18 protein-coding genes are annotated in these 18,718 nt (G+C 60.1%); 9 read left to right on the top strand and 9 right to left on the bottom strand.

All coding sequences use genetic code 11. The features are described 5' to 3' along the window. Nucleotides 1-17 precede the first annotated feature (17 nt). Nucleotides 18-1,508: an aldehyde dehydrogenase gene (locus FBY04_RS19270; protein ID WP_145316286.1), complete on the bottom strand. Its 1,491-nt coding sequence runs from the start codon at nucleotides 1,506-1,508 to the stop codon at nucleotides 18-20. A gap of 231 nt (nucleotides 1,509-1,739) precedes the next feature. After that, entirely contained in the window at nucleotides 1,740-2,462 is a 723-nt protein-coding gene (locus FBY04_RS19265) for a hypothetical protein (RefSeq protein WP_084321065.1), read from the bottom strand. Nucleotides 2,463-2,662: 200 nt separating this feature from the next. On the opposite strand from FBY04_RS19265, the gene FBY04_RS19260 reads away from it, so the two are divergent. After that, nucleotides 2,663-2,917, top strand: coding sequence for a DUF1652 domain-containing protein (locus FBY04_RS19260; protein ID WP_145316284.1), 255 nt, complete (start codon nucleotides 2,663-2,665; stop codon nucleotides 2,915-2,917). A 48-nt stretch (nucleotides 2,918-2,965) separates the two neighbouring features. Here the strand turns inward: FBY04_RS19260 and FBY04_RS19255 are convergent, their stop codons facing one another. Beyond that, on the bottom strand, nucleotides 2,966-3,322 hold the full coding sequence (locus FBY04_RS19255) for a hypothetical protein (RefSeq protein WP_084321063.1): 357 nt from the start codon (nucleotides 3,320-3,322) through the stop codon (nucleotides 2,966-2,968). Nucleotides 3,323-3,667: 345 nt separating this feature from the next. Here FBY04_RS19255 and peaA point away from each other — a divergent pair, with 345 nt between their 5' ends. From peaA to peaD, 4 genes are all read left to right on the top strand, one after another. After that, nucleotides 3,668-5,248 carry a quinohemoprotein amine dehydrogenase subunit alpha gene (gene peaA, locus FBY04_RS19250; RefSeq protein WP_145316282.1) on the top strand — a complete coding sequence of 527 codons (1,581 nt, stop codon included), beginning with the start codon at nucleotides 3,668-3,670 and terminating at the stop codon, nucleotides 5,246-5,248. 81 nt (nucleotides 5,249-5,329) lie between these two features. Continuing rightward, nucleotides 5,330-6,760: a quinohemoprotein amine dehydrogenase maturation protein gene (gene peaB / locus FBY04_RS19245; protein WP_145316280.1), complete on the top strand. Its 1,431-nt coding sequence runs from the start codon at nucleotides 5,330-5,332 to the stop codon at nucleotides 6,758-6,760. Between the two features lies 1 nt (nucleotide 6,761). Beyond that, complete coding sequence (gene qhpC, locus FBY04_RS19240; protein ID WP_008027961.1) at nucleotides 6,762-7,085, top strand: quinohemoprotein amine dehydrogenase subunit gamma; 324 nt, start codon at nucleotides 6,762-6,764, stop codon at nucleotides 7,083-7,085. Between the two features lie 25 nt (nucleotides 7,086-7,110). After that, nucleotides 7,111-8,229, top strand: coding sequence for a quinohemoprotein amine dehydrogenase subunit beta (gene peaD, locus FBY04_RS19235; protein ID WP_145316278.1), 1,119 nt, complete (start codon nucleotides 7,111-7,113; stop codon nucleotides 8,227-8,229). Between the two features lie 113 nt (nucleotides 8,230-8,342). On the opposite strand, the gene FBY04_RS19230 is transcribed toward peaD, so the two are convergent. Together FBY04_RS19230 and FBY04_RS19225 are read right to left on the bottom strand one after the other, a co-directional pair. Beyond that, the gene (locus FBY04_RS19230) at nucleotides 8,343-8,744 is read right to left on the bottom strand and encodes a lysozyme inhibitor LprI family protein (protein ID WP_084321059.1); all 402 of its coding nucleotides are present in this window, start codon (nucleotides 8,742-8,744) and stop codon (nucleotides 8,343-8,345) included. Nucleotides 8,745-8,792: 48 nt separating this feature from the next. After that, nucleotides 8,793-9,716, bottom strand: a complete 924-nt coding sequence (locus FBY04_RS19225; RefSeq protein WP_145316276.1) for an ADP-ribosylglycohydrolase family protein — start codon at nucleotides 9,714-9,716, stop codon at nucleotides 8,793-8,795. Nucleotides 9,717-9,915: 199 nt separating this feature from the next. Between FBY04_RS19225 and FBY04_RS19220 the strand changes: the two genes are divergently transcribed. Next, nucleotides 9,916-10,404: an SRPBCC family protein gene (locus tag FBY04_RS19220; protein ID WP_084321057.1), complete on the top strand. Its 489-nt coding sequence runs from the start codon at nucleotides 9,916-9,918 to the stop codon at nucleotides 10,402-10,404. A gap of 623 nt (nucleotides 10,405-11,027) precedes the next feature. On the opposite strand, the gene inhA is transcribed toward FBY04_RS19220, so the two are convergent. Beyond that, complete coding sequence (gene inhA, locus FBY04_RS19215; RefSeq protein WP_145316274.1) at nucleotides 11,028-11,723, bottom strand: isonitrile hydratase; 696 nt, start codon at nucleotides 11,721-11,723, stop codon at nucleotides 11,028-11,030. Between the two features lie 90 nt (nucleotides 11,724-11,813). Between inhA and FBY04_RS19210 the strand changes: the two genes are divergently transcribed. Further along, complete coding sequence (locus tag FBY04_RS19210) at nucleotides 11,814-12,797, top strand: GlxA family transcriptional regulator (protein WP_145316272.1); 984 nt, start codon at nucleotides 11,814-11,816, stop codon at nucleotides 12,795-12,797. On the opposite strand, the gene FBY04_RS19205 is transcribed toward FBY04_RS19210, so the two are convergent. The 3 genes from FBY04_RS19205 to FBY04_RS19195 form a co-directional block, all read right to left on the bottom strand. Next, nucleotides 12,766-13,668 carry an alpha/beta fold hydrolase gene (locus FBY04_RS19205; RefSeq protein WP_145316270.1) on the bottom strand — a complete coding sequence of 301 codons (903 nt, stop codon included), beginning with the start codon at nucleotides 13,666-13,668 and terminating at the stop codon, nucleotides 12,766-12,768. The two genes, FBY04_RS19210 and FBY04_RS19205, sit on opposite strands and share 32 nt — an antisense overlap. 26 nt (nucleotides 13,669-13,694) lie before the next feature. Continuing rightward, nucleotides 13,695-14,090 (bottom strand): hypothetical protein, encoded by a 396-nt coding sequence (locus FBY04_RS19200; protein WP_145316268.1) that lies wholly within the window; start codon nucleotides 14,088-14,090, stop codon nucleotides 13,695-13,697. A gap of 328 nt (nucleotides 14,091-14,418) precedes the next feature. After that, nucleotides 14,419-16,245 (bottom strand): glycoside hydrolase family 15 protein, encoded by a 1,827-nt coding sequence (locus tag FBY04_RS19195; protein ID WP_145316266.1) that lies wholly within the window; start codon nucleotides 16,243-16,245, stop codon nucleotides 14,419-14,421. A gap of 332 nt (nucleotides 16,246-16,577) precedes the next feature. Between FBY04_RS19195 and FBY04_RS19190 the strand changes: the two genes are divergently transcribed. Both FBY04_RS19190 and FBY04_RS19185 read left to right on the top strand, forming a co-directional pair. Then, nucleotides 16,578-17,750 carry an MFS transporter gene (locus FBY04_RS19190; protein ID WP_145316264.1) on the top strand — a complete coding sequence of 391 codons (1,173 nt, stop codon included), beginning with the start codon at nucleotides 16,578-16,580 and terminating at the stop codon, nucleotides 17,748-17,750. Between the two features lie 168 nt (nucleotides 17,751-17,918). Next, entirely contained in the window at nucleotides 17,919-18,653 is a 735-nt protein-coding gene (locus tag FBY04_RS19185; protein ID WP_145316262.1) for a thioesterase II family protein, read from the top strand. The last annotated feature ends 65 nt before the right edge of the window (nucleotides 18,654-18,718 follow it).

Below are 18,718 nucleotides of genomic sequence, written 5' to 3'. Positions count from 1 at the left end.
CTAAAGAACGATGAAGATCAAAGCTTGATCAACACCGATTTCAATTCGGTGTAATGCTCGATCGCCGCATACCCCATCTCCCGCCCGACTCCCGACATCTTGTACCCGCCAAACGGCAACGCCGGGTCCAGGGCGCTGTGGCAATTGACCCACACCGAACCGGACTTGATCCGTGGGATCATCCGGTGCACCGCCGCCAGATCATTCGACCAGATACTCGCCCCCAGTCCGTACGGACTGTCATTGGCCATGCGCAACGCATCGGCCTCGTCATCAAACGGAATCGCGACCAGCACCGGGCCGAAGATCTCTTCCTGCACCAGTGAATGCTTCTGATCGACATCGACGATCACCGTCGGTTTGACGAAGAATCCCGGCCCGAATTGCTCACCGCCGCAGGCGATGGTCGCGCCACTTTCCCGGCCCTTTTCGATGTAGCCGTAAACCCGTTCCTGCTGCCGCGCGGAAATAAGCGGCCCCATCTCCACGCTTGGGTCCAGCCCGTTGCCGAGCTTCATGGCGTTGGCAATGTCGGCGATGTCCGCCACCACATTGTCGAAATGCTTGCGCTGCACATACAGGCGCGAACCGGCGCAGCACACCTGGCCCTGATTGAAGAAAATCGCACTGGCAGCGCCTGCGGCGGCGGTCTTCAGATCGGCGTCGGCCATGACGATGGTCGGCGATTTACCGCCCAGTTCCAGCGTGACCCGGGTCATGGAATCCATGGCGATCTTGCCGATTTGCTTGCCGACAGCGGTGGAGCCGGTGAAGGTCAGCTTGTCCACCAGCGGGTTATGGGTCAGGGCCGAACCGGCGGTGATGCCGGTGCCGGTGACCACGTTGAACACGCCTTCGGGGTAACCGGCTTCCAGCACCAGTTCGGCGAGTTTCAGCGCGGTCAGCGGGGTTTCGTCGGCAGGCTTGAGCACCACGGTGCAGCCTGTGGCCAGGGCCGGACCGAGTTTCCAGCAGGCCAGCAGCAACGGAAAGTTCCAGGCGACGATGGCGCCAACCACTCCCACCGCTTCGCGACGAATGAAACTGTGGAACTGATCGTTGGGCATCAACGGCAACGACACTTCCACGCTGGAACCTTCGATCTTGGTCGCCCAACCGGCCATGTAGCGCAGGAAGTCGATGGACAACTGCACGTCCATCACCTGGGCCACGGCGGCGCTTTTACCGTTGTTCAGGCATTCCAGCTGCGCGAGCAGTTCGGCGTCGCGCTCCATCAGTTCGGCGAGTTTCCACAACAGATTCTGCCGTTCCCGAGGGCGGGTGCGAGTCCAGGCGGAATCATCGAATGCGTGGCGGGCGGCGAGGACCGCGCGGTCAACGTCTTCCGGCGTGGCCCGCGGCACCACGCACAGCACCTCGCCGGTGGCCGGGTTGTGCAGGGGCATGGTCTGGCCGTCGGCGGCCTCGACCCAGTCACCGCCGATGAGCATGCGCGGGGCGCGCTGGATGAACGCCGAGGTGGCGGGAAGCAGGTAAGGGAGCGTCATGGCGAGGCCTCTTGTTGTTCGTGAGAACGAGGCTTTCGCAATGGCTGTGCCAACTGCCCGCAAGGGCCGAATAGCCCTTGGGCAGCGGGCGCTGGAGGAGAGTCGTGGTCGACAGGACCTGACGCTTTGTCGCAAATCGCGACGATGCCTGAGATTCAAGAGACGGTTGTTTCAGCTCGGATCGATGCTGAGGTCCGGGCTTGTTCGGGCAATCTGCGCCTGTTGTCGGAATCAGGCCGTCACGTCGACCTTATTGCGCTCGGACAGCATCTGCGCTTCCGTCGCCTGGGTCATTCGCTCGCCTTTGCTCCACAACTGAGAAGAGAAAAATCCGTTCAGGGTTTCAGCGTTTGGCACCGAACCTTTCTTGAGGAACAGGGCGCCCAGATCGATGGTGCTGGCGAAATTGTCCTTGTTCAGGTTGTACCCGCCCACGTAGCTGCCACCCCATACGGAGTCGGCAGCCACTAAATCGATGGAGGCGTCGCGGTAACTGCTCGCTGCTGCTTTCAGCGAACTGGAGGCATTCAGCAAATTGTTCAGCCGATTCATGTCGGAGGAACTGAGCTGGCCTGAACTGTTGAGGGCCTTGAGGCTTCCATCCGCTTGGAGGGTGAAGCCGAATTTTTTGTCGGCGAGATCCGGGTAGGCGTGGGCCAATGCAGACTGGAACTCTTCGAAAGAGAATTTCAGTGATTGATGGGCGTTTTTGTGACGCTCGGCAACCTGTGGGAAATCAGGCGACTGGGATCGGCCGATCCAGGTCTCGATCGATTCTATGGTCAGACTGGTTGCTGGCGTTTCATCGCTTGGATGGTAAATCGCCGCCGGATTGATGTTGATCGCCGTCTTCTGCAGGTCTTCACTCAGCGTTTTGGCTGTCAATGGTTGGCTGGACTGGCTGAGCTGAGCGGCTGATGGCTGGATAAAGGCAGCGTTTAAAGAAATTGCCATGTCGTCTTCCCTGAACGTTTGGTGTAAGCAGGTTATCGACGCTAAGAGGGAAAGCTTGAATGCTGGCGCCAGCCGTCGAGACGACGAGCAACCGGGTTGCGCCCTTGAGTCCCCCACTTTCGGGGAATAGAATTTTCAGGCTCGGTGGGTGAAATGACGGAGCATTTGCCCGGCACACATCTGGTGTAAGGGAGGTTGCGATGTTTCTCTCAACCCTGGAAATCCAAAACATCATCGAACACAGTTTTCTGCCCGCCGTCTGCACCTGCAACCTGGAAGCGGACCAGTCTCTGACGATCAGGGTCTGTGACTGCATGACTGGCAAAGTGGACCTGATCGCCACCCACGTTCCGGTGTGGACACTGGACAGTCCCCACGCCATCGCCACGCTGGTGGCCGACATGCGCCAGGAAATCGAGGCGCACAAAAGCATTCATACCACCTATTCGATCTGAATCAGCGTCAAGCCGCACCGTGTAACCGGTGCGGCTCGCGTTGGGCCATCAGGCGGCGATTTTTCGGGAAATCTCCTCGAATGTGTTGCCATCCACGGCAACCAGCAGCTTTCTATCGTCCTTGAGCGTGGCCAGAAAGGTGACTTCGGTTTCTTTCCCGGCCAGCATGAACCCGGCAATCGCGCCGATGGGGCCTAGCAGCATGGCGCCGGCGACCCCGAAGCCGATGGCATCCTTGATGTTGTTGATCGAGTCCTCGTTGGCGACTTCCACGCTTTTGAACGAGGAGAGTGGCAGGGTGATGCCGGGCCACGGGTGAAGCGACGTTCTCAGGGTGAAAACGCCGTCTGCGTACTCTCCGTCACCCTGCAGAAAGTCCCCCGCGAGGATAGTGATGCTTGCCATGGTGTGACTCCCTGACTGGCAATGGGTGAACACTTATTTCGCCCCCGCGGGGGGCTGTCGTCAATCGTCGGGCGATGAGCTGTTCCGGCCATGGCATCTATGCTTGTCTCAGACTGCAACAACTGTCGCGATATTAGACGCAGGCGCTCTCGATCAGGCAGGGTCAACCGCAGGCAACTTCACGCAACCGTTTGATAAAAAAGGTAATCGGCAAGCTGGCACGCTCCGTGTATTGCTCATCGCAGACGTTTCTCTTGCCTCCGTCTGCGGTGCGCCGCCGGCGGCAGAAACCATAAAAACGATAAGCCACAAAAATAAGAAAGCACCGTGCGAGGTTCGACGTTGATGAAGAGAAAACTCCGATCAGGCCTGAGCGCCAGTCTGTTGGCCGTGGCCGCTTGTGTGGCGTTGCATTCGCCTGACAGCCTGGCAGCCCGCGACGCCCAGACCATCCTCAAGGAAACCTGTCAGGGCTGTCATACCCCCGAAGCCGATAACGCCCTGAGCCGCATCAGTCACCAGCGCAAAACACCGGAAGGCTGGCTGATGAGCATCGCCCGGATGCAGACCATGCACGGTTTGCAGATCAGCGATGACGACCGCCGCACCCTGGTCAAATACCTGGCCGACACCCAGGGCCTGGCGCCGAGCGAGACCGACGGCGTGCGGTATGCGCTGGAACGCCGACTCAATACCGTCGAGAAATTCGACGACCAGACCAGCCAGATGTGCGGCCGCTGCCACTCCGGTGCGCGGGTCGCCCTGCAACGGCGTCCGGCCCAGGAATGGGAGCGTCTGGTGAACTTCCACCTGGGTCAGTGGCCGTCACTCGAATACCAGGCCCTGTCCCGCGACCGCGACTGGTTCGATCTGGCGCGCAAAGAAATGGTGCCGCTGTTGGCCAAGCGTTATCCGCTGGACAACCCGGCCTGGAAAAAATGGCTGGGCACCGCGCCGAAAGCCGAGGCGCTGGTGGGCGACTGGAGCTTCAGCGGCCACTTGCCGGGTAAAGGCGAACTGGCCGGGGTGATGAGCGTAAGCGCCGATGGCGACGACACGTTCAAGGTCAGCGTCAAAGGCCAATACGCCGACGGCACGCCGTTCAACGGTGACGGCAGCGCGATTCTCTACACCGGTTACGAATGGCGCGGCAACGTGACCATCGACGGTGTGACCATGCGTCAGGTGTTCGCCGCCCAAGGCAATGCGATGCAAGGGCGGATGTTCGAAGCCGAGCACGATGAGCGTGGGCTGGACTTCGTCGCCGCCAAGCAGGGCAGCAGTCGTTTGCTGGCGGTGCAGCCTGGTTATCTGAAGGCCGGCGTCGAGACGGAAGTAACCCTGATCGGCAGCGGTCTCACCGGCAAACCGAACTTCGGCAAAGGCGTGGAAGTGGTCGAGGTTGTGGAGCAACACGCGGATCGCATCAAGGTCAAACTCAAGGCCGCCGCCAATGCCCAGCCGGGCCTACGCCACGTCACCGTCGGTACGCTGAAAGGCCCGACCCTGTCGGTCTACAGTAAAATTGCCGAAGTCAAAGTCGTGCCCGAGTTCTCGGTGGCGCGGATCGGCGAGGGCGGTGGTTCGACGCCGAAAGTCCAGGGGCGTTTCGACGCGGAAGCCTGGGGCAAGGGCGCCGACGGCAAGCCGTATCGCATCGGCGTGTTCCCGGCGCAGTGGTCGGTCGAAGCCTTCGACGACCGCGCCAAGGAAGACGAAGACGTCAAGTTCGCCGGCACCATGCAGGCTGACAGCGGCGTATTCACACCGGGCGATGCCGGACCGAACCCGCAACGCAAAATGTCCACCAACAATGCCGGCAACCTGAAGGTGATCGCCGCCGTCGACGACGCAGGGAAATCCCTGACCGGCGAAGGCCACATGATCGTCACCGTGCAACGCTGGAACAATCCACCCATTCCGTGAGTTGGCTGAAACCAAAGGCTTCAGACACTTTTTCGGAATGACCGCAGGCCCCGCCAAGCGGGGTTTGCACAGGAGGTTGCAATGGGCGCTATTTTGAATCTGGTTGAGCGGAATCTGCACGAAGTGCACGTCGATGCCGACCGCATGCTGTTTCACATTCCCAGCAGTTCGCTGTTCGCCAGCGATGAGCTGACCGGCACCATCATCGATACGTTGCGCGGTCCCGGCTGTTCGTCGGACGACCTGATCCAGCGTTTGTCTTCACGCTTCAACGGCGAAGAAATCACCGAGACCTTGCGTGAGTTGATGTCCCTGGAACTGGTCAGCGACGGTTCGCCGCTGACCCCGGACATCGGCACCAAACGGGTCGAGCGCACCGCGATCAACACCGTGGTGCTCAACGTCAACACTGGCTGCAACCTGAGTTGCACGTACTGCTACAAGGAAGACCTCGACAAGCCGTCGGCCGGCAAGAAAATGGACGTCGAAACGGCGGTCGCGTCGGTAGAAATGCTACTGCGTGAATCGCCGGATGAAGAGCGCTTTACCGTGGTGTTTTTTGGCGGCGAACCGCTGAGCAATCGCAAGCTGATCGAGTACATGGTCGACTATTGCGAGAAGCGTTTCCGCGAGGCGGGCAAGTTCGTCGAGTTCGTCATGACCACCAACGCCACGCTGCTCACCGAAGAGACTGTGGACTACCTGAATGCCCATCGCTTCGGGCTTTCGGTCAGTATCGACGGACCGAAAACCGTGCACGACCGCAACCGCATCACCGTGGGCGGGCAGGGCACCTATGACGTGGTGCGGCGCAAGGCCGAGATGCTGCTGTCGCGTTACAACAGTCGTCCGGTGGGCGCGCGGGTGACCCTGACCACCGGCGTTACCGACGTCGAAACCATCTGGGATCACCTGTTCAATGAACTGGGCTTTGCCGAAGTCGGGTTTGCCCCGGTGACCTCCGGCGACATCAGCACCTTCAACCTGACCAGCGACGAGCTGATCGAAGTCTTCGCCAGCATGAAGAGGCTAGGCCGGCGTTACCTGGAAGCGGCGCTGGAGCACCGCAACATCGGGTTCTCCAACCTGCACCAGCTGATCACCGACATTCACGAAGGCCACAAAAAAGCCCTGCCATGCGGCGCGGGCCTGAAGATGCTGGCGGTGGATCACAAAGGGGAGCTGAACCTGTGCCACCGTTTTACCGGCTCATCGCTGCCGACCTTCGGCAACGTGCACAGCGGTGTGAAACAGGTTGAGCTGAACGACTTCCTGTCCCAGCGCCTCGACCGTACTAACACCGGGTGCGAAGACTGCCAGATCCGCAATCTCTGCTCCGGCGGCTGCTACCACGAGAGCTACGCCCGTTACGGCGACCCGACCCACCCGACCTATCACTACTGCGAACTGATGCGTGACTGGGTCGACTTCGGCATCGAGGTCTACACCCGGATCATGGCCCACAACCCTGCGTTTATCAGCAGCTACATCACTCCGCGCAAGGCTCACTGATATGAAACATCTCAAGGCAATCAATAATAAAGCGTTGAAACTCGATGAGGCCGCGGCCGAAAACCGTATCGAAGAAGTGGTGGCGATGAGCTCTGTTGCGGGCTGTGCCTCGACCACCGACCCGGGTTGGGAAATCGATGCGTTTGGCGGTGTGTCGTCGTTGTGCCAGCCGATGGAAGCCGATCTTTATGGCTGCTCGGACCCTTGCTGGTGGCCGGCCCAGGTGCCGGACATGATGAGCACCTACCCGGACTGGAACAAGGATGCCCAGGCGTCCAACGACAACTGGCGCAACCTTGGCACTGTCTTCCCGAAAGACAAGTGATCGGACAGAGAAGAAGGATTCCAGCATGCACAGCATCAAAGCCTGCGGCCTGGCCGCGTTTGCCGTCCTGAGCGTCTGTTCGTTCAACGTTCTGGCGGATGAAAACACCGCTCTGCAAGACGGTCACGAGTACATGTTGACCACCAATTATCCGAACAACCTGCACGTGATCGACCTGGCCACGGACACCCTGTTCAAGACCTGCAAGATGCCGGACGCCTTCGGTCCGGGCACTGTGCAGTTATCGCCGGATCGCAAGACCGCTTATGTGCTGAACAATCACTACGCGGATGTCTACGGCGTCGAGCTGGATAGTTGCAAACAGGTGTTCCACGCCAGCATCACCCAGAAGCCGGGAGAGAAAGCGAAGTCGATGTTCGCCTTCACCCTCAGTCATGACGGCAAGGAGCTGTTCACCATTGCCAACCCGACATTGATGCTCAACGACCGCTACGAGGTGCAGCAGCCTCGGCTGGATGTCTACGCCACCGACGCCGGCATGGACGCCAAACCGGTGCGCAGTTTTCCGGCGCCACGGCAGCTGACCATCATGCAAAGCGGCGACGACGGTACGCTGTACGTGGCCGGGGCGGACATCTACAAGGTCGATGTGAAAACCGGCAAGTTCGACGTGCTGATTCCCAGCCGTCACTGGAAACGGGCCAACTACAGTGCGCCGGACGTGCTCTACGTGTGGAACCAGCAGACCTATCGCCATGACTTCTCGTTGCTCTACACCGCGGCGAAATTCAAGGACAAGAAGCAGGATCCCGCTACCGCCGAGTACCTTTACGGGTTGTTCAGCATCGACCTGAAAACCGGCAAGACCGAAACCACCGACTTCGGTCCTCTGACGGAGATCTACTTCAGCGGCATGCGCTCGCCGAAGGATCCGAACCTGATGTTCGGCGTGCTCAATCGCCTGGCGAAGTACGACATCAAGGAAAAGAAAATGCTGCAGGCGGCGACGCTGGATCATTCCTACTACTGCATTTCCTTCAACAAGGAGGGCAGCAAGATTTACCTGGCCGGGACGTTTAACGATGTGGCGATTTTTGATGCCGACAGCTTGAAACAGGTGGGTAGCATCAAATTGCCGGGTGGGGATATGGCGATTACCACGGCGCAGATATTTGTCCGGTAACGGCCGGCGCCTGCTCTGATGCCATCGCCAGCAAGCCGACTCCTACAAGGGATCACGCCGAATCTGTAGGAGCCGGCTTGCTGGCGATGTTGTCTTCAACAACAACCGAGACATTACTGTCCCGGCACTGGACAACTCAAATCCCCCTCCTGACACTTCAAGTAGATCTTGAAAGCCTCAACCCGCGCTTTGGTCAGATCCGTGATGCAATTACTGTAAATCAACGGATAAACACTCCCGCCCTCAACCCCGGACGCGGAGAACTTGCACTCGGCATCCCGAAACCCGATCCACGCCCGCTGCGCGCCGACCAACAGCTTCTTGCTGTCGGGACTGTCCTTCAGGCGTTCGGTGATCTGCTGGTAAAGCGTATTCAATTCCTTGTCCGCCGCTTTGTTCTGCTGCGCCGCACATTGATTCATCGTGGCCTGGTCGGTGGCGTTGTCGCAATCGACGGCCTGGGCAACGGTGCTGAACAGCAACGGCGTCAGCGCCAGGAGAAAGCGTGGAGGCATGGGGTTCTCGCTGTGACAGGAAAAGAAGAGGTGCAGTGTAGCGAAGCCTTATCCCGTTGCGGCCGGAGTATTTGAAGCCTGGAGTAATCGAACTGCATAAGCTTCGATGTCCTCGCACCTGTGCAACTTTTGCAGCCAACGGTCGGGAATGGCCTGCACGCCGTAAAAAGCCCCGGCCAACTGACCGACGATGGCGGCGGTGGTATCGGCGTCATCGCCCAGATTGGAGGCCGTCAGGACAGCGGCTTCAAAGCTGTCGGTGTGATGAAAACACCACAGCGCCGCTTCCAGCGAGGCAACGCAATAACCGCTGCCACGGATAGCGCTTTCGGGTTTGTCGAAGTAATCGCCGCGTGCGATGGCGATGACTTTTGGCTCCAGGAGGGTCGTGGCCTGCAAACGGAGTAAATCCGCTTTGGCCGCGCCCTGTAACGCGTGACCTATCAGCTCGGCGAACAATTGGCAGCACTCAACGGCTTCAGGCGCGGCGTGTGTCGTGCGGGAACTGTGAGCGGAGAACTCGCTGATCCGGTTACGGTCGGGGAAGTAATACAGAACCACCGGCACCAGCCGCATCAACGAACCATTCCCTGCGGTGTAGGGATCGGTCGAACCTGCGAAGGGCTCGCCGGTTTGCTGATACCGGGTCAAGGCATCACTGACGGTCATGCCAATGTCGAAGCATTCCCCGGTCGAACTCAGGTAACCCCATTGCCACCAATTGAGGTAGCGACCCATCTGGTCGGCGGCATCGAAGCCGTTTTTGCTCAGCAGGCTTTCGGCCAGGCATAACGCCATCGAGGTGTCATCGGTCCATTGCCCGGGCTTCAGATTGAAAGGGCCGCCGCCCACCATGTCGGTCAAGGGGCTGAACGAGCCGCGTGGCTGGAATTCGACAGTGGTGCCGACGGCATCACCGCAGGCCAGGCCCAGCAGGGCGCCGCGATAACGTTCCGTGAGTGAGGGCTGCATGAATCTTCCTTGTCCGGTCAATGTCGTCCCTGCAAACGGTAGCAGCTCCCATCGGTTGACTCTCGTTCTCAACCGCGAACTTTGGTGCGGATGTGCGGCCGAATATTTCAGGCAGGGTTGATTGAGCAGCCCGATTGATACAACTTTAAGGTTGGTCTTGTGGTCTTACAGGCCTACTGTTCAGTACAGGAGGTGACTTATGAACCCAGCATCAGATCGCATCGAAAGGAAGATCCTGCTTAAAGCGCCGCGCTCGCAGGTCTGGCGTGTGCTGGCCAACGCCGAAGCGTTCGGGCAGTGGTTTGGCGTGGCACTGGAAGGCAAGCGTTTTGTCGCCGGCGAATGGACTCAGGGGCAGATTACCTACCCCGGTTATGAGCATTTGCTGTGGAACGTCCTGGTAGAGCGAGTCGAGCCGGAACGCGTGTTTTCATTTCGCTGGCACCCGTATGCCGTCGAGCCGGAAGTCGATTACTCCCAGGAACCCACCACGCTGGTCCTGTTCGAGCTTGAAGACATGGATAACGGCACCTTGCTCAAGGTCACCGAGTCCGGTTTCGATCACATTCCCCAGACGCGGCGGCTCAAGGCCTTCCGCATGGACAGCCGGGGCTGGGATGAGCAGATGAACAACATCGAAGAATTTCTGAAGATCAATACCAAGGCCCGCTTGCAGCAGGGCGAGTAATGGCTGCAAGTTGAAAGGCGACTGCAGGCCCCGAAACTCGTAGCTTCCAGGCTCGACACCTGATGCGTCTAAGGGTTTTCGGAAGGGGTGGTATAGCGAATGTCCTACACGCGATGGTAACTATGTCGCCTGTTGCGGATTGGATCCGATGCGTAATCTAGCTTCATCAACCGGAGCACAGGAAGTGCTTCGGGATCAAGGATGATCGGCCATCAGCACGGAACGCTATCGACAGGGAGTCGACATGGTCTTGGGAAAACCCGCTTCGGCGGGTTTTTTTTCGTCTGCTGAAAAGCTCTCTTTTTTTTTGGGGGTGAGACTTTGTGGCGAGGGGATTTATCGGAATGCCACACAGGTTCGCTCCCACACTGTCGGCATGCTGATGGTCAATGGCTTACACCAGAGCGCGTGTATGTCGTCTGTTTACGCTTCAACATCGCAGTTACTCTGGATCCATCAACTGAGTCGCAGGATGCACTCAGGATCACGGATGATCGACCATAGGCCTGGATGGCTGCTGACAGGATGTCGCAATGGTCTTGAGAAACCCGCTTAGGCGGGTTTTTTTGTGGGCGATGGAAAGTCCTCGGTGAAGCCGGACACTGGCTGCACCGAGGAATGGATCAGCGTACTGATGCCTGATCGAGCTTCGCCGCAACGCGCTCGGTGATTTCCGAGCGTAATTTCAACGACCCGGCAGCCCGTTTCCGCGCGTCCTCCAGCACGCTGGCCGGCGCGGTCTCAGGGCAGCCCGAAGCAAACGGTGGCGCCGGAGCATATTCCAGCTGCAACTGCACTAACTGAGCGGTGTCCTTATCGAACAATTCAGCGGCCAATGTCAGCGCGAAATCGATGCCAGCGGTGATTCCGCCACCGGTCAGCAGATTGCCATCGCGCACCACCCGATCCTTCACCGGGATCGCACCCAATGGCGCGAGCAATTCGTGGTACGCCCAGTGAGTGGTCGCGTGTTTGCCCTTGAGCAGGCCCGCGGCGCCCAGCACCAGCGCTCCCGTGCACACCGAAGTGACATAGCGCGCATGGGCCGCCTGAGCCTTGATGAACGTCAGCGTCTCGTCATCCTCCATCAACGGTCCGACACCGCTGCCGCCGGGAATGCAGATCACATCCAGTGCCGGGCAATCGTCGAAGGTAACGGTGGGCTTCAGCACCAGGCCGGTGCTCGCGGTGACGGGCACCAGGTCTTTCCAGATCAGATGCACCTTCACATCCGGGAGCGAGGCCAGCACGTCATAAGGGCCGGTCAGGTCCAGTTGCTGAACCTGCGGGAACAACAGAAAACCGATCTGCAACGTCATGGTGTTTTTCTCGCGAAGTGGGTGGACGGCTTCACTCTAGGCTCGTAGGATTTGGCGCATACGCCAATTACCCCACGAATTACGCCAAACATGCCCAAGACCATTCATGTGCTCGCGTTCGCCAATGTGCAATTGCTCGACGTCACCGGGCCCTTGCAAGTGTTCGCCTCGGCCAACGACATTGCCCGCCATAAAGGTTTGCCGCCGCCTTACGCTCCGACGGTGATCGCCTGCGGCGGCGGCGCGGTGATGTCGTCGGCGGGGTTGGCGTTGTTGGCCGAACCGTTGCCCGGGCAAGGCAGCGACACCTTGATCATTGCCGGAGGCTGGGGCGTTTACGCGGCGGCGGAGGATGCGGCACTGGTGGCGTGGGTGCGTGAGCATGGGGCGGGATGTCGCCGGGTGTCATCGGTGTGCACCGGCGCGTTTTTGCTGGCGGCCAGTGGCTGGCTCGATGGCCGTCGGGTGGTCACGCACTGGACTCGTTGCGAGCAGTTGGCGCAGAGGCACCCACGGCTTCAGGTCGAGCCCAATCCGATTTTCATCAACGACGGCCCGGTGTGGACCTCGGCGGGGGTGACTGCCGGCATTGACCTTGCGCTGGCCATGGTCGAAGAAGACCTGGGGCGCAACATGGCGCTGGAAGTGGCGCAGCAGTTGGTGGTTTTTCTCAAACGTCCGGGCGGCCAGTCGCAGTTCAGCGTGACCCTGTCATTGCAAAAGGAAGGTAGCCGATTCGATGACCTTCATGCCTGGATCAGCGAACACCTCACCATGGATCTGGGTATTCCCACCCTGGCGCTACAGGCCGGCATGAGCGAACGCAGCTTCGTCCGCCACTACCGCACCGACACCGGCCAGACGCCCGCGCGGGCTATCGAACTGATTCGAGTCGAAACAGCGCGACGCCTGCTCAGCGACACCGGCGTGCCGATCAAACGGGTCGCGGTCCAGTGCGGGTTCGGCAGCGAAGAGACGCTGCGCCGCAGTTTTCTGCGCGCCATGGGCGTGACACCGCAAGCCTATCGCGAGCGGTTTTCGGTCAGCGCTCCAGCAGATCCAGTAATGCCCTGATCGTTGCCTCAGGCGCTTCTTCGGGGATGTTATGCCCGACGCCTGCCAGCACGCGCCGTTCATAGAAACCTGTGAAATGGGCGATGTCTTCGTCGACTTCCGACGCCGGGCCCACACCATCGTCGGCACCGCAGAGGGAGATCGTCGGAACGTTGATTGGCGGTTGCCGGGTCAGTGCCTCTTCAATCGATTCCAGCGCCGGATCACCCGCGACATACATGAAGCGATGGCGATAGGAGTGAATCACGACGGCGACGAAATCCGGGTTATCGAATGCCGATGCGCTGAGCGGGTATCGTTCGGGGCCTTCGGCCCAGGTTGGTGACCACAATTTCCACAGCAACTGGCACAGGGCGCGGCGATTTTCGGTCAGGCCTTCAACGCCGCGCGGGGTGTGGAAGTAGTACTGATACCAGAGCCGATGCTCGGTTTCCGGGTCCAGTGGCCGGGTCGAACGGGGAATGTCCTGAAGGTTGTAACCGTCACCGGTCACCAGGCAACGAACCCGCTCCGGCCACAGCGCCGCGACAATGCACGCCGCCCGCCCGCCCCAGTCGTAACCACAGAGGGCGGCTTGTCTGATATTGAGTGCGTCCATCAGGTCCAGCAAATCCTGAGCGAGGGCGGCTTGCTGACCAGAACGCAGGGTATCGGTGCTGTTGAATCGGGTCGGGCCATAGCCGCGCAGATACGGGACGATAACTCGATAGCCTTTTCCGCCAAGGACTGACGCGATGTCGTCGTAGGCACGGGGCGAGTAGGGGAAGCCGTGAAGCAGGATGACGGGGTCGCCCGTGGTGGGGCCATGTTGTTCGTAGGCGAGTTTCAGATGCGGTGTCAATGCATGGTTGATCAGTGCGTCATTGTTCATCTAACTCTCCAGACAGGTTGCCGGGGTCATTCCTGAACTTCGGTTTCCGCCATCTGATTAAAGTATTTGGAGCGATCCGGCGTAAACGTCACCACCATTCTGGTCCGGGAGCAGGTCAATACCCGTTCTTCGTCCAAATCAACCTCCAGATCTTCCCCGCGCAAACCCTGCCACTGAGCAAGGTATTTGAGCGATCCGTACTTTTCGAGTTTTTTCAGGCTACGGCTGACGCCACCTTTCCAGCCCAGCACCGGCAATTCGCCGACGCGGCATTGTTGGGCGAGTTCGGGGAAGCGGGCGGCGCGCTGGCGGCCGATTTCCCAGCATTTGATCAGGCCTTTGTCGGGGCCTTCCCACAGTTCATCGCGGTTCAGGCCTGTACGGAGTGGGGTGTCGATGCTGCGGTGGATGCGCTGAGTCATTCGGGTTCCTTGAATTCGGGGGTGTTGGACAGCTCCGCTGTGCCCGTTGACGAGGGATGTTAGGTGGGGATGTGGTGAGTGGCAACAAAGGATTTCCAGAGGGGCTAATGACTTTCTGTGCGTTGGTTATCGGGTTTTGTTTAGTGGTTGTAGGCGCCTGGATTGCACAGGGCGCCAGGTTTTCAGTCCTTTGGCTGATCCTGTGAGCCTTGTATTTGGCTGATGGCCTCTTCGCGAGCAAGCCCGCTCCCACATTCGATCGCATACTTTCTGAAAGAACCCGGTCGAATGTGGGAGCGGGCTTGCTCGCGAAGGGTGCGACGCGGTCTCACGGCTGCCAGTAATTCTTCTCCCCACTCAATTTCCGGTCCAGAAAACTTGCCGCGCTGATCAGCGCCAGGTGCGTGAGCGCTTGCGGTGTGTTGCCCAGATGCCGCGCATGGCTGTCGAACTCTTCGGCGTACAACCCCAGCGGATTGGCGTACCGCAGCAGTTGTTCAAATTCCAGGTGCGCCTTTTCCACCTGGCCGGCCCTGGCCAGGCATTCGACGTACCAGAACGAACACGCGGCGAAGGCGCCTTCAGTGCCGGTGAGGCCGTCGATCTGGCTGTCTTCGTTGCGATAGCGGTAGACCATGCCGTCGCGTACCAGGGTTTTCTGGATGGCTTCGAGGGTCGATAGCCAGCGCGGATCCTTGGCGCTGACGAAGCGCACCAGCGGCATCAGCAACATCGAACCATCCAGTGCGGTACCGCCGATGTGCTGGACGAAATGCCCGCGTTCTTCATTCCAGAAGTTTTCCCAGATGTCGACGTAGATCGCCTGGCGGGTCTGGTCCCAACGGGCAAACGGGGCGGGCAGGGAGCGTTTGGAGGCGAGGCGGATCGCCCGGTCCAGCGCCACCCAGCACATCAACCGAGAATGCAGGAAATGGTGCTGCTCGCCACGCATTTCCCAGATGCCGACGTCTTTTTGCTGCCAGGTTTCGCAGACCTGATCGACCACTTCCACCGCGTGATTCCAGCCTTCATGGGAGATGGCGTCGCCGTATTTGTTGACCAGATACACCGCATCCATCAATTCGCCAAAGATATCGAGCTGGACCTGATCGTACGCACCGTTACCGATGCGTACCGGCGTGGCGCCGCCATGGCCGGACAGGTGCGAGAGTTCGGTTTCCGGCAGTTCCTGGCGGCCATCGATGGCGTAGAGAATGTTGAGCTTCATCGGTTTGCCGTGACAGTCGCTGACCCGCCCGCGCAGCCAGCGCATGTAATCGTTGGCTTCCTGGACAAACCCCAGGCGCATGAAGGCATAGACGGTGAACGAGGCGTCGCGGATCCAGGTGTAGCGATAATCCCAGTTGCGTTCACCACCCGGTGTTTCGGGCAGGCCAAACGTGGCTGCGGCCACAATCGCGCCATGTTTGCGTGAGGTCAGCAGCTTCAGCGCAAGGGCCGAGCGGTTGACCATTTCCCGCCACCGACCGCGGTAGTTGGACTGGCCGGTCCAGTCGCGCCAGAACTTCAACGTGCGCTCCATGCACAAGTCTGCAGCCCCTGCCTTGAAGCGGGGATCGCCGAAGCCGCCCAGCAGGAACTGCGCGCCCTGACCCTGTTCCAGGGTGAAGTCAGCCACCGCCGCGTCCCCTTTGACATGCAGCACCTGATCCGAAGACAGGCGCATGGACGGCTGATCGGTTGCCTCGAATACCACGTCCTTTTCGTCCAGCCGCGCACGGGTTCTGGCACGAGCGTAGTCATGCCTCACGGCGCAGCGCATGTGAAATGTCGCTTGGCCGCTGACCACCCGCACTCGACGCATCAGCACCGGCAGATCATCGTCGCTGTCGCCGATCGGCAGCAGGTCGGTGACCTCGACCACCGCGCTGTCGCTGAGCCAGCGGGTTTGCAGCACGTTGGTGTCGGGCAGATAGATCTGTTCGCGGCGGGCGTCGGGCAGGTCCGGCGTCAGTTGGAAAATGCCGGCCTCGGACGTGTCCAGCAGCGAGCAGAAGATCGACGGGCTGTCGAATTCCGGCCAGCAGAAAAAATCCACGCTGCCTTTGTCGTTGACCAGTGCCGCGCTGCGCATGTCGCCAATGATGCCGTGGGCGTCGATGGCGCTTTGTCGTTCGGGATGATGATCAGTCATTAGCGCGAAACTCCGGATAGAGGCTCTTGCAGCTGTCGATGTAGTCGGAGGCACCGATGGTGAGGGCGACTTGTTGGGCGAGGGAAATCTGCATGTAAGTGAGCGCCTTGCGGTGAGGGCCTGATCAGGTGACTGGTTTGGGCGGCGCAGAGTTCATTTGGCGAAAGGAAATGACCCCATCGCCAGCAAGCCGGCTCCTACAGTAGAAGAAACGCGATCAACTGTAGGAGCCGGCTTGCTGGCGATGGGGCCTTCACATTCAACCAACAATTCGACCCTTTCCCCTTAAGCAGCCTTATGGCAACTTGCAGGCCCTTATCGAGAGCCGAACCATGGCCAACCCCTACCGCGAACTGTTCAAAGCCCCGGGCAGCCGAGCCTTTGTGCTGGCCGGGATGATCGCGCGCATGCCGATTTTCATGACCGGCATCGGCCTGATCACCATGCTCTCCCAGCTGCAAGGTGGTTACGGACTCGCGGGCGCGGTGGCGGCGACGTTTGCTTTAGCCACCGCGTTCTGCGCGCCACAGGTTTCACGCTTGGTGGACCGTTTCGGGCAGCGCCGGATCTTGCCGGTGTCGGCGTTGATCGGTGGCGGGGCGTTGTTGCTGGTGTTGCTGTGCACGCGCTTGCAGGCGCCGCAATGGACGCTGTTCGTGTTTGCCGCGCTGGCCGGTTGCATGCCGAGCATGTCGGCGATGGTGCGGGCGCGCTGGACCGAGGTCTATCGCGGCCAGCCGCAACTGCAAACCGCGTATGCCCTGGAATCGGTGCTCGACGAAGTCTGCTTTATTGTCGGCCCACCGCTGTCGGTGGGCTTGTGCGTGGTGGCGTTCCCCGAGGCGGGGCCGTTGGCGGCCTTGCTGATGCTGGCGATCGGGGTCACGGCGTTTGTCCTGCAACGGGACACCGAGCCGGCGATTCATCCCCATGAAGAACACCATCAGGGCTCGATCATTCGTTCCGGCGAGATTCAGTTGCTGATGCTGTTGATGGTCGCCATGGGCACCATAGTGGGCGTGGTGGATGTGGTCAGCGTGGCGTTTGCGCAGCAACAGGGCCAACCGGCGGCGGCGAGTATTGTGTTGTCGGTATATGCCATCGGCTCATGTCTGGCCGGGCTGGCGTTCGGGGCGTTGCGTTCGAAAGTGCCGTTGCCGCGACTGTTTCTGTACGGCGGGGTGGCGACGGCGGTGACTACGTTACCGTTGCTGCTGGCGAGCAACATTATCGGGCTGTCACTGGCGGTGTTCGTCGCCGGGCTGTTTTTTGCGCCGACGCTGATTGTTGCGATGGCGCTGGTGGAACGGATTGTGCCGCCGGCCAAGCTCACCGAAGGCCTGACCTGGTTGGTCACCGGGTTGAGCATTGGCGTGGCGATTGGCGCGGCGAGTTCGGGTTGGCTGGTGGATATGTTTGGCGCGCGCAGCGGGTTCGGGGTGGCCATCGCCGCCGGCGCCGTCGTGCTCGGGTCTGCAATCCCCACTTATCGCCATCTGAAATAATGCTTTACCTGTAGGGGCCGGCTTGCTGGCGACAGCGATGTATCAGTCACATCAATGTCGATTGATACGCCGCTATCGCCAGCAAGCCGGCTCCTACAGGGGGCTCTGTACTAATTCCCCTCGGCGCTCATCCGTTCTCTTTACAGACAACTTTTCGAGGTAAGCCCGGTGACCCAGCTGACATTGCTGTGCCTGCCCTATTCAGGCGCGAGCGCCATGATCTACAGCCGCTGGCGGCGCAAACTGCCGGAGTGGCTCACGTTGCAGCCAGTGGAACTGCCGGGGCGCGGCGCGCGGTTCGGTGAGCCATTGCACACCGACATGCGGCGCCTGGCGTTGCAACTCGCGCACGAACAGAAAGCCACGCTCAAGGCGCCGTATGCGCTGTTCGGCCACAGTCTCGGCGCTTTGCTGGCCTGCGAGATGGCTCATGCCTTTCGCTCGCTGGGTTGCCCGGAGCCGGTGGCGCTGTTCGCTTCAGGCACCGCTGCGCCGACGATGCGGGCAGATTACGACCAGGGTTTTGCCGACCCGAAAACCGATGCCGAGCTGATCGAGCAACTGCGCACCCTCAATGGCACCCGCGAAGAAGTGCTGGCCAATGAAGAGTTGATGAGCCTGACGCTGCCGATCCTGCGCGCAGACTTCCTGCTGTGCGGCCGCTTCGAGCCGATCCAGCGTCCGCTTTTGACATGCCCGGTACACGTGCTTGGCGGCAAGGCTGATCGCGCGACCACCGAGCAACTGATCGGCTGGAGCAAGGAAACTCACGGCAGCTTCTCAGTGGACATGCTGGCCGGCGGTCACTTCTTCATCCATGAACACGAAGCCAAGGTGTTGCGGGTGATCAAGGACCAGCTCGATGTTCAACATCGCCGGCACGTGATGGCCGTCACTGCCTAATACAATCTCAAAACCACCTATATCGAATGTGGGAGCGGGCTTGCTCGCGAAGGCGGTGGGTCAGT

The sequence above is a fragment of the Pseudomonas sp. SJZ080 genome, from assembly GCF_007828295.1.
GTDB lineage: Bacteria > Pseudomonadota > Gammaproteobacteria > Pseudomonadales > Pseudomonadaceae > Aquipseudomonas > Aquipseudomonas migulae_A.
Note: the sequence above shows the minus strand (reverse complement) of the source record. Positions and strands in the feature narration are given on the sequence as shown.

What these genes read in the sequence shown, in the direction of transcription:
- peaD (WP_145316278.1), top strand. Translation starts at nt 7,111, where the DNA reads ATGCACAGCATCAAAGCCTGCGGCCTGGCCGCGTTTGCCGTCCTGAGC.
- FBY04_RS19265 (WP_084321065.1), bottom strand. Translation starts at nt 2,462, where the DNA reads ATGGCAATTTCTTTAAACGCTGCCTTTATCCAGCCATCAGCCGCTCAG.
- qhpC (WP_008027961.1), top strand. Translation starts at nt 6,762, where the DNA reads ATGAAACATCTCAAGGCAATCAATAATAAAGCGTTGAAACTCGATGAG.
- FBY04_RS19220 (WP_084321057.1), top strand. Translation starts at nt 9,916, where the DNA reads ATGAACCCAGCATCAGATCGCATCGAAAGGAAGATCCTGCTTAAAGCG.
- FBY04_RS19225 (WP_145316276.1), bottom strand. Translation starts at nt 9,716, where the DNA reads ATGCAGCCCTCACTCACGGAACGTTATCGCGGCGCCCTGCTGGGCCTG.
- FBY04_RS19205 (WP_145316270.1), bottom strand. Translation starts at nt 13,668, where the DNA reads ATGAACAATGACGCACTGATCAACCATGCATTGACACCGCATCTGAAA.
- peaB (WP_145316280.1), top strand. Translation starts at nt 5,330, where the DNA reads ATGGGCGCTATTTTGAATCTGGTTGAGCGGAATCTGCACGAAGTGCAC.
- peaA (WP_145316282.1), top strand. Translation starts at nt 3,668, where the DNA reads ATGAAGAGAAAACTCCGATCAGGCCTGAGCGCCAGTCTGTTGGCCGTG.
- FBY04_RS19255 (WP_084321063.1), bottom strand. Translation starts at nt 3,322, where the DNA reads ATGGCAAGCATCACTATCCTCGCGGGGGACTTTCTGCAGGGTGACGGA.
- FBY04_RS19260 (WP_145316284.1), top strand. Translation starts at nt 2,663, where the DNA reads ATGTTTCTCTCAACCCTGGAAATCCAAAACATCATCGAACACAGTTTT.
- FBY04_RS19190 (WP_145316264.1), top strand. Translation starts at nt 16,578, where the DNA reads ATGGCCAACCCCTACCGCGAACTGTTCAAAGCCCCGGGCAGCCGAGCC.
- FBY04_RS19195 (WP_145316266.1), bottom strand. Translation starts at nt 16,245, where the DNA reads ATGACTGATCATCATCCCGAACGACAAAGCGCCATCGACGCCCACGGC.
- FBY04_RS19230 (WP_084321059.1), bottom strand. Translation starts at nt 8,744, where the DNA reads ATGCCTCCACGCTTTCTCCTGGCGCTGACGCCGTTGCTGTTCAGCACC.
- FBY04_RS19200 (WP_145316268.1), bottom strand. Translation starts at nt 14,090, where the DNA reads ATGACTCAGCGCATCCACCGCAGCATCGACACCCCACTCCGTACAGGC.
- FBY04_RS19210 (WP_145316272.1), top strand. Translation starts at nt 11,814, where the DNA reads ATGCCCAAGACCATTCATGTGCTCGCGTTCGCCAATGTGCAATTGCTC.
- FBY04_RS19270 (WP_145316286.1), bottom strand. Translation starts at nt 1,508, where the DNA reads ATGACGCTCCCTTACCTGCTTCCCGCCACCTCGGCGTTCATCCAGCGC.
- inhA (WP_145316274.1), bottom strand. Translation starts at nt 11,723, where the DNA reads ATGACGTTGCAGATCGGTTTTCTGTTGTTCCCGCAGGTTCAGCAACTG.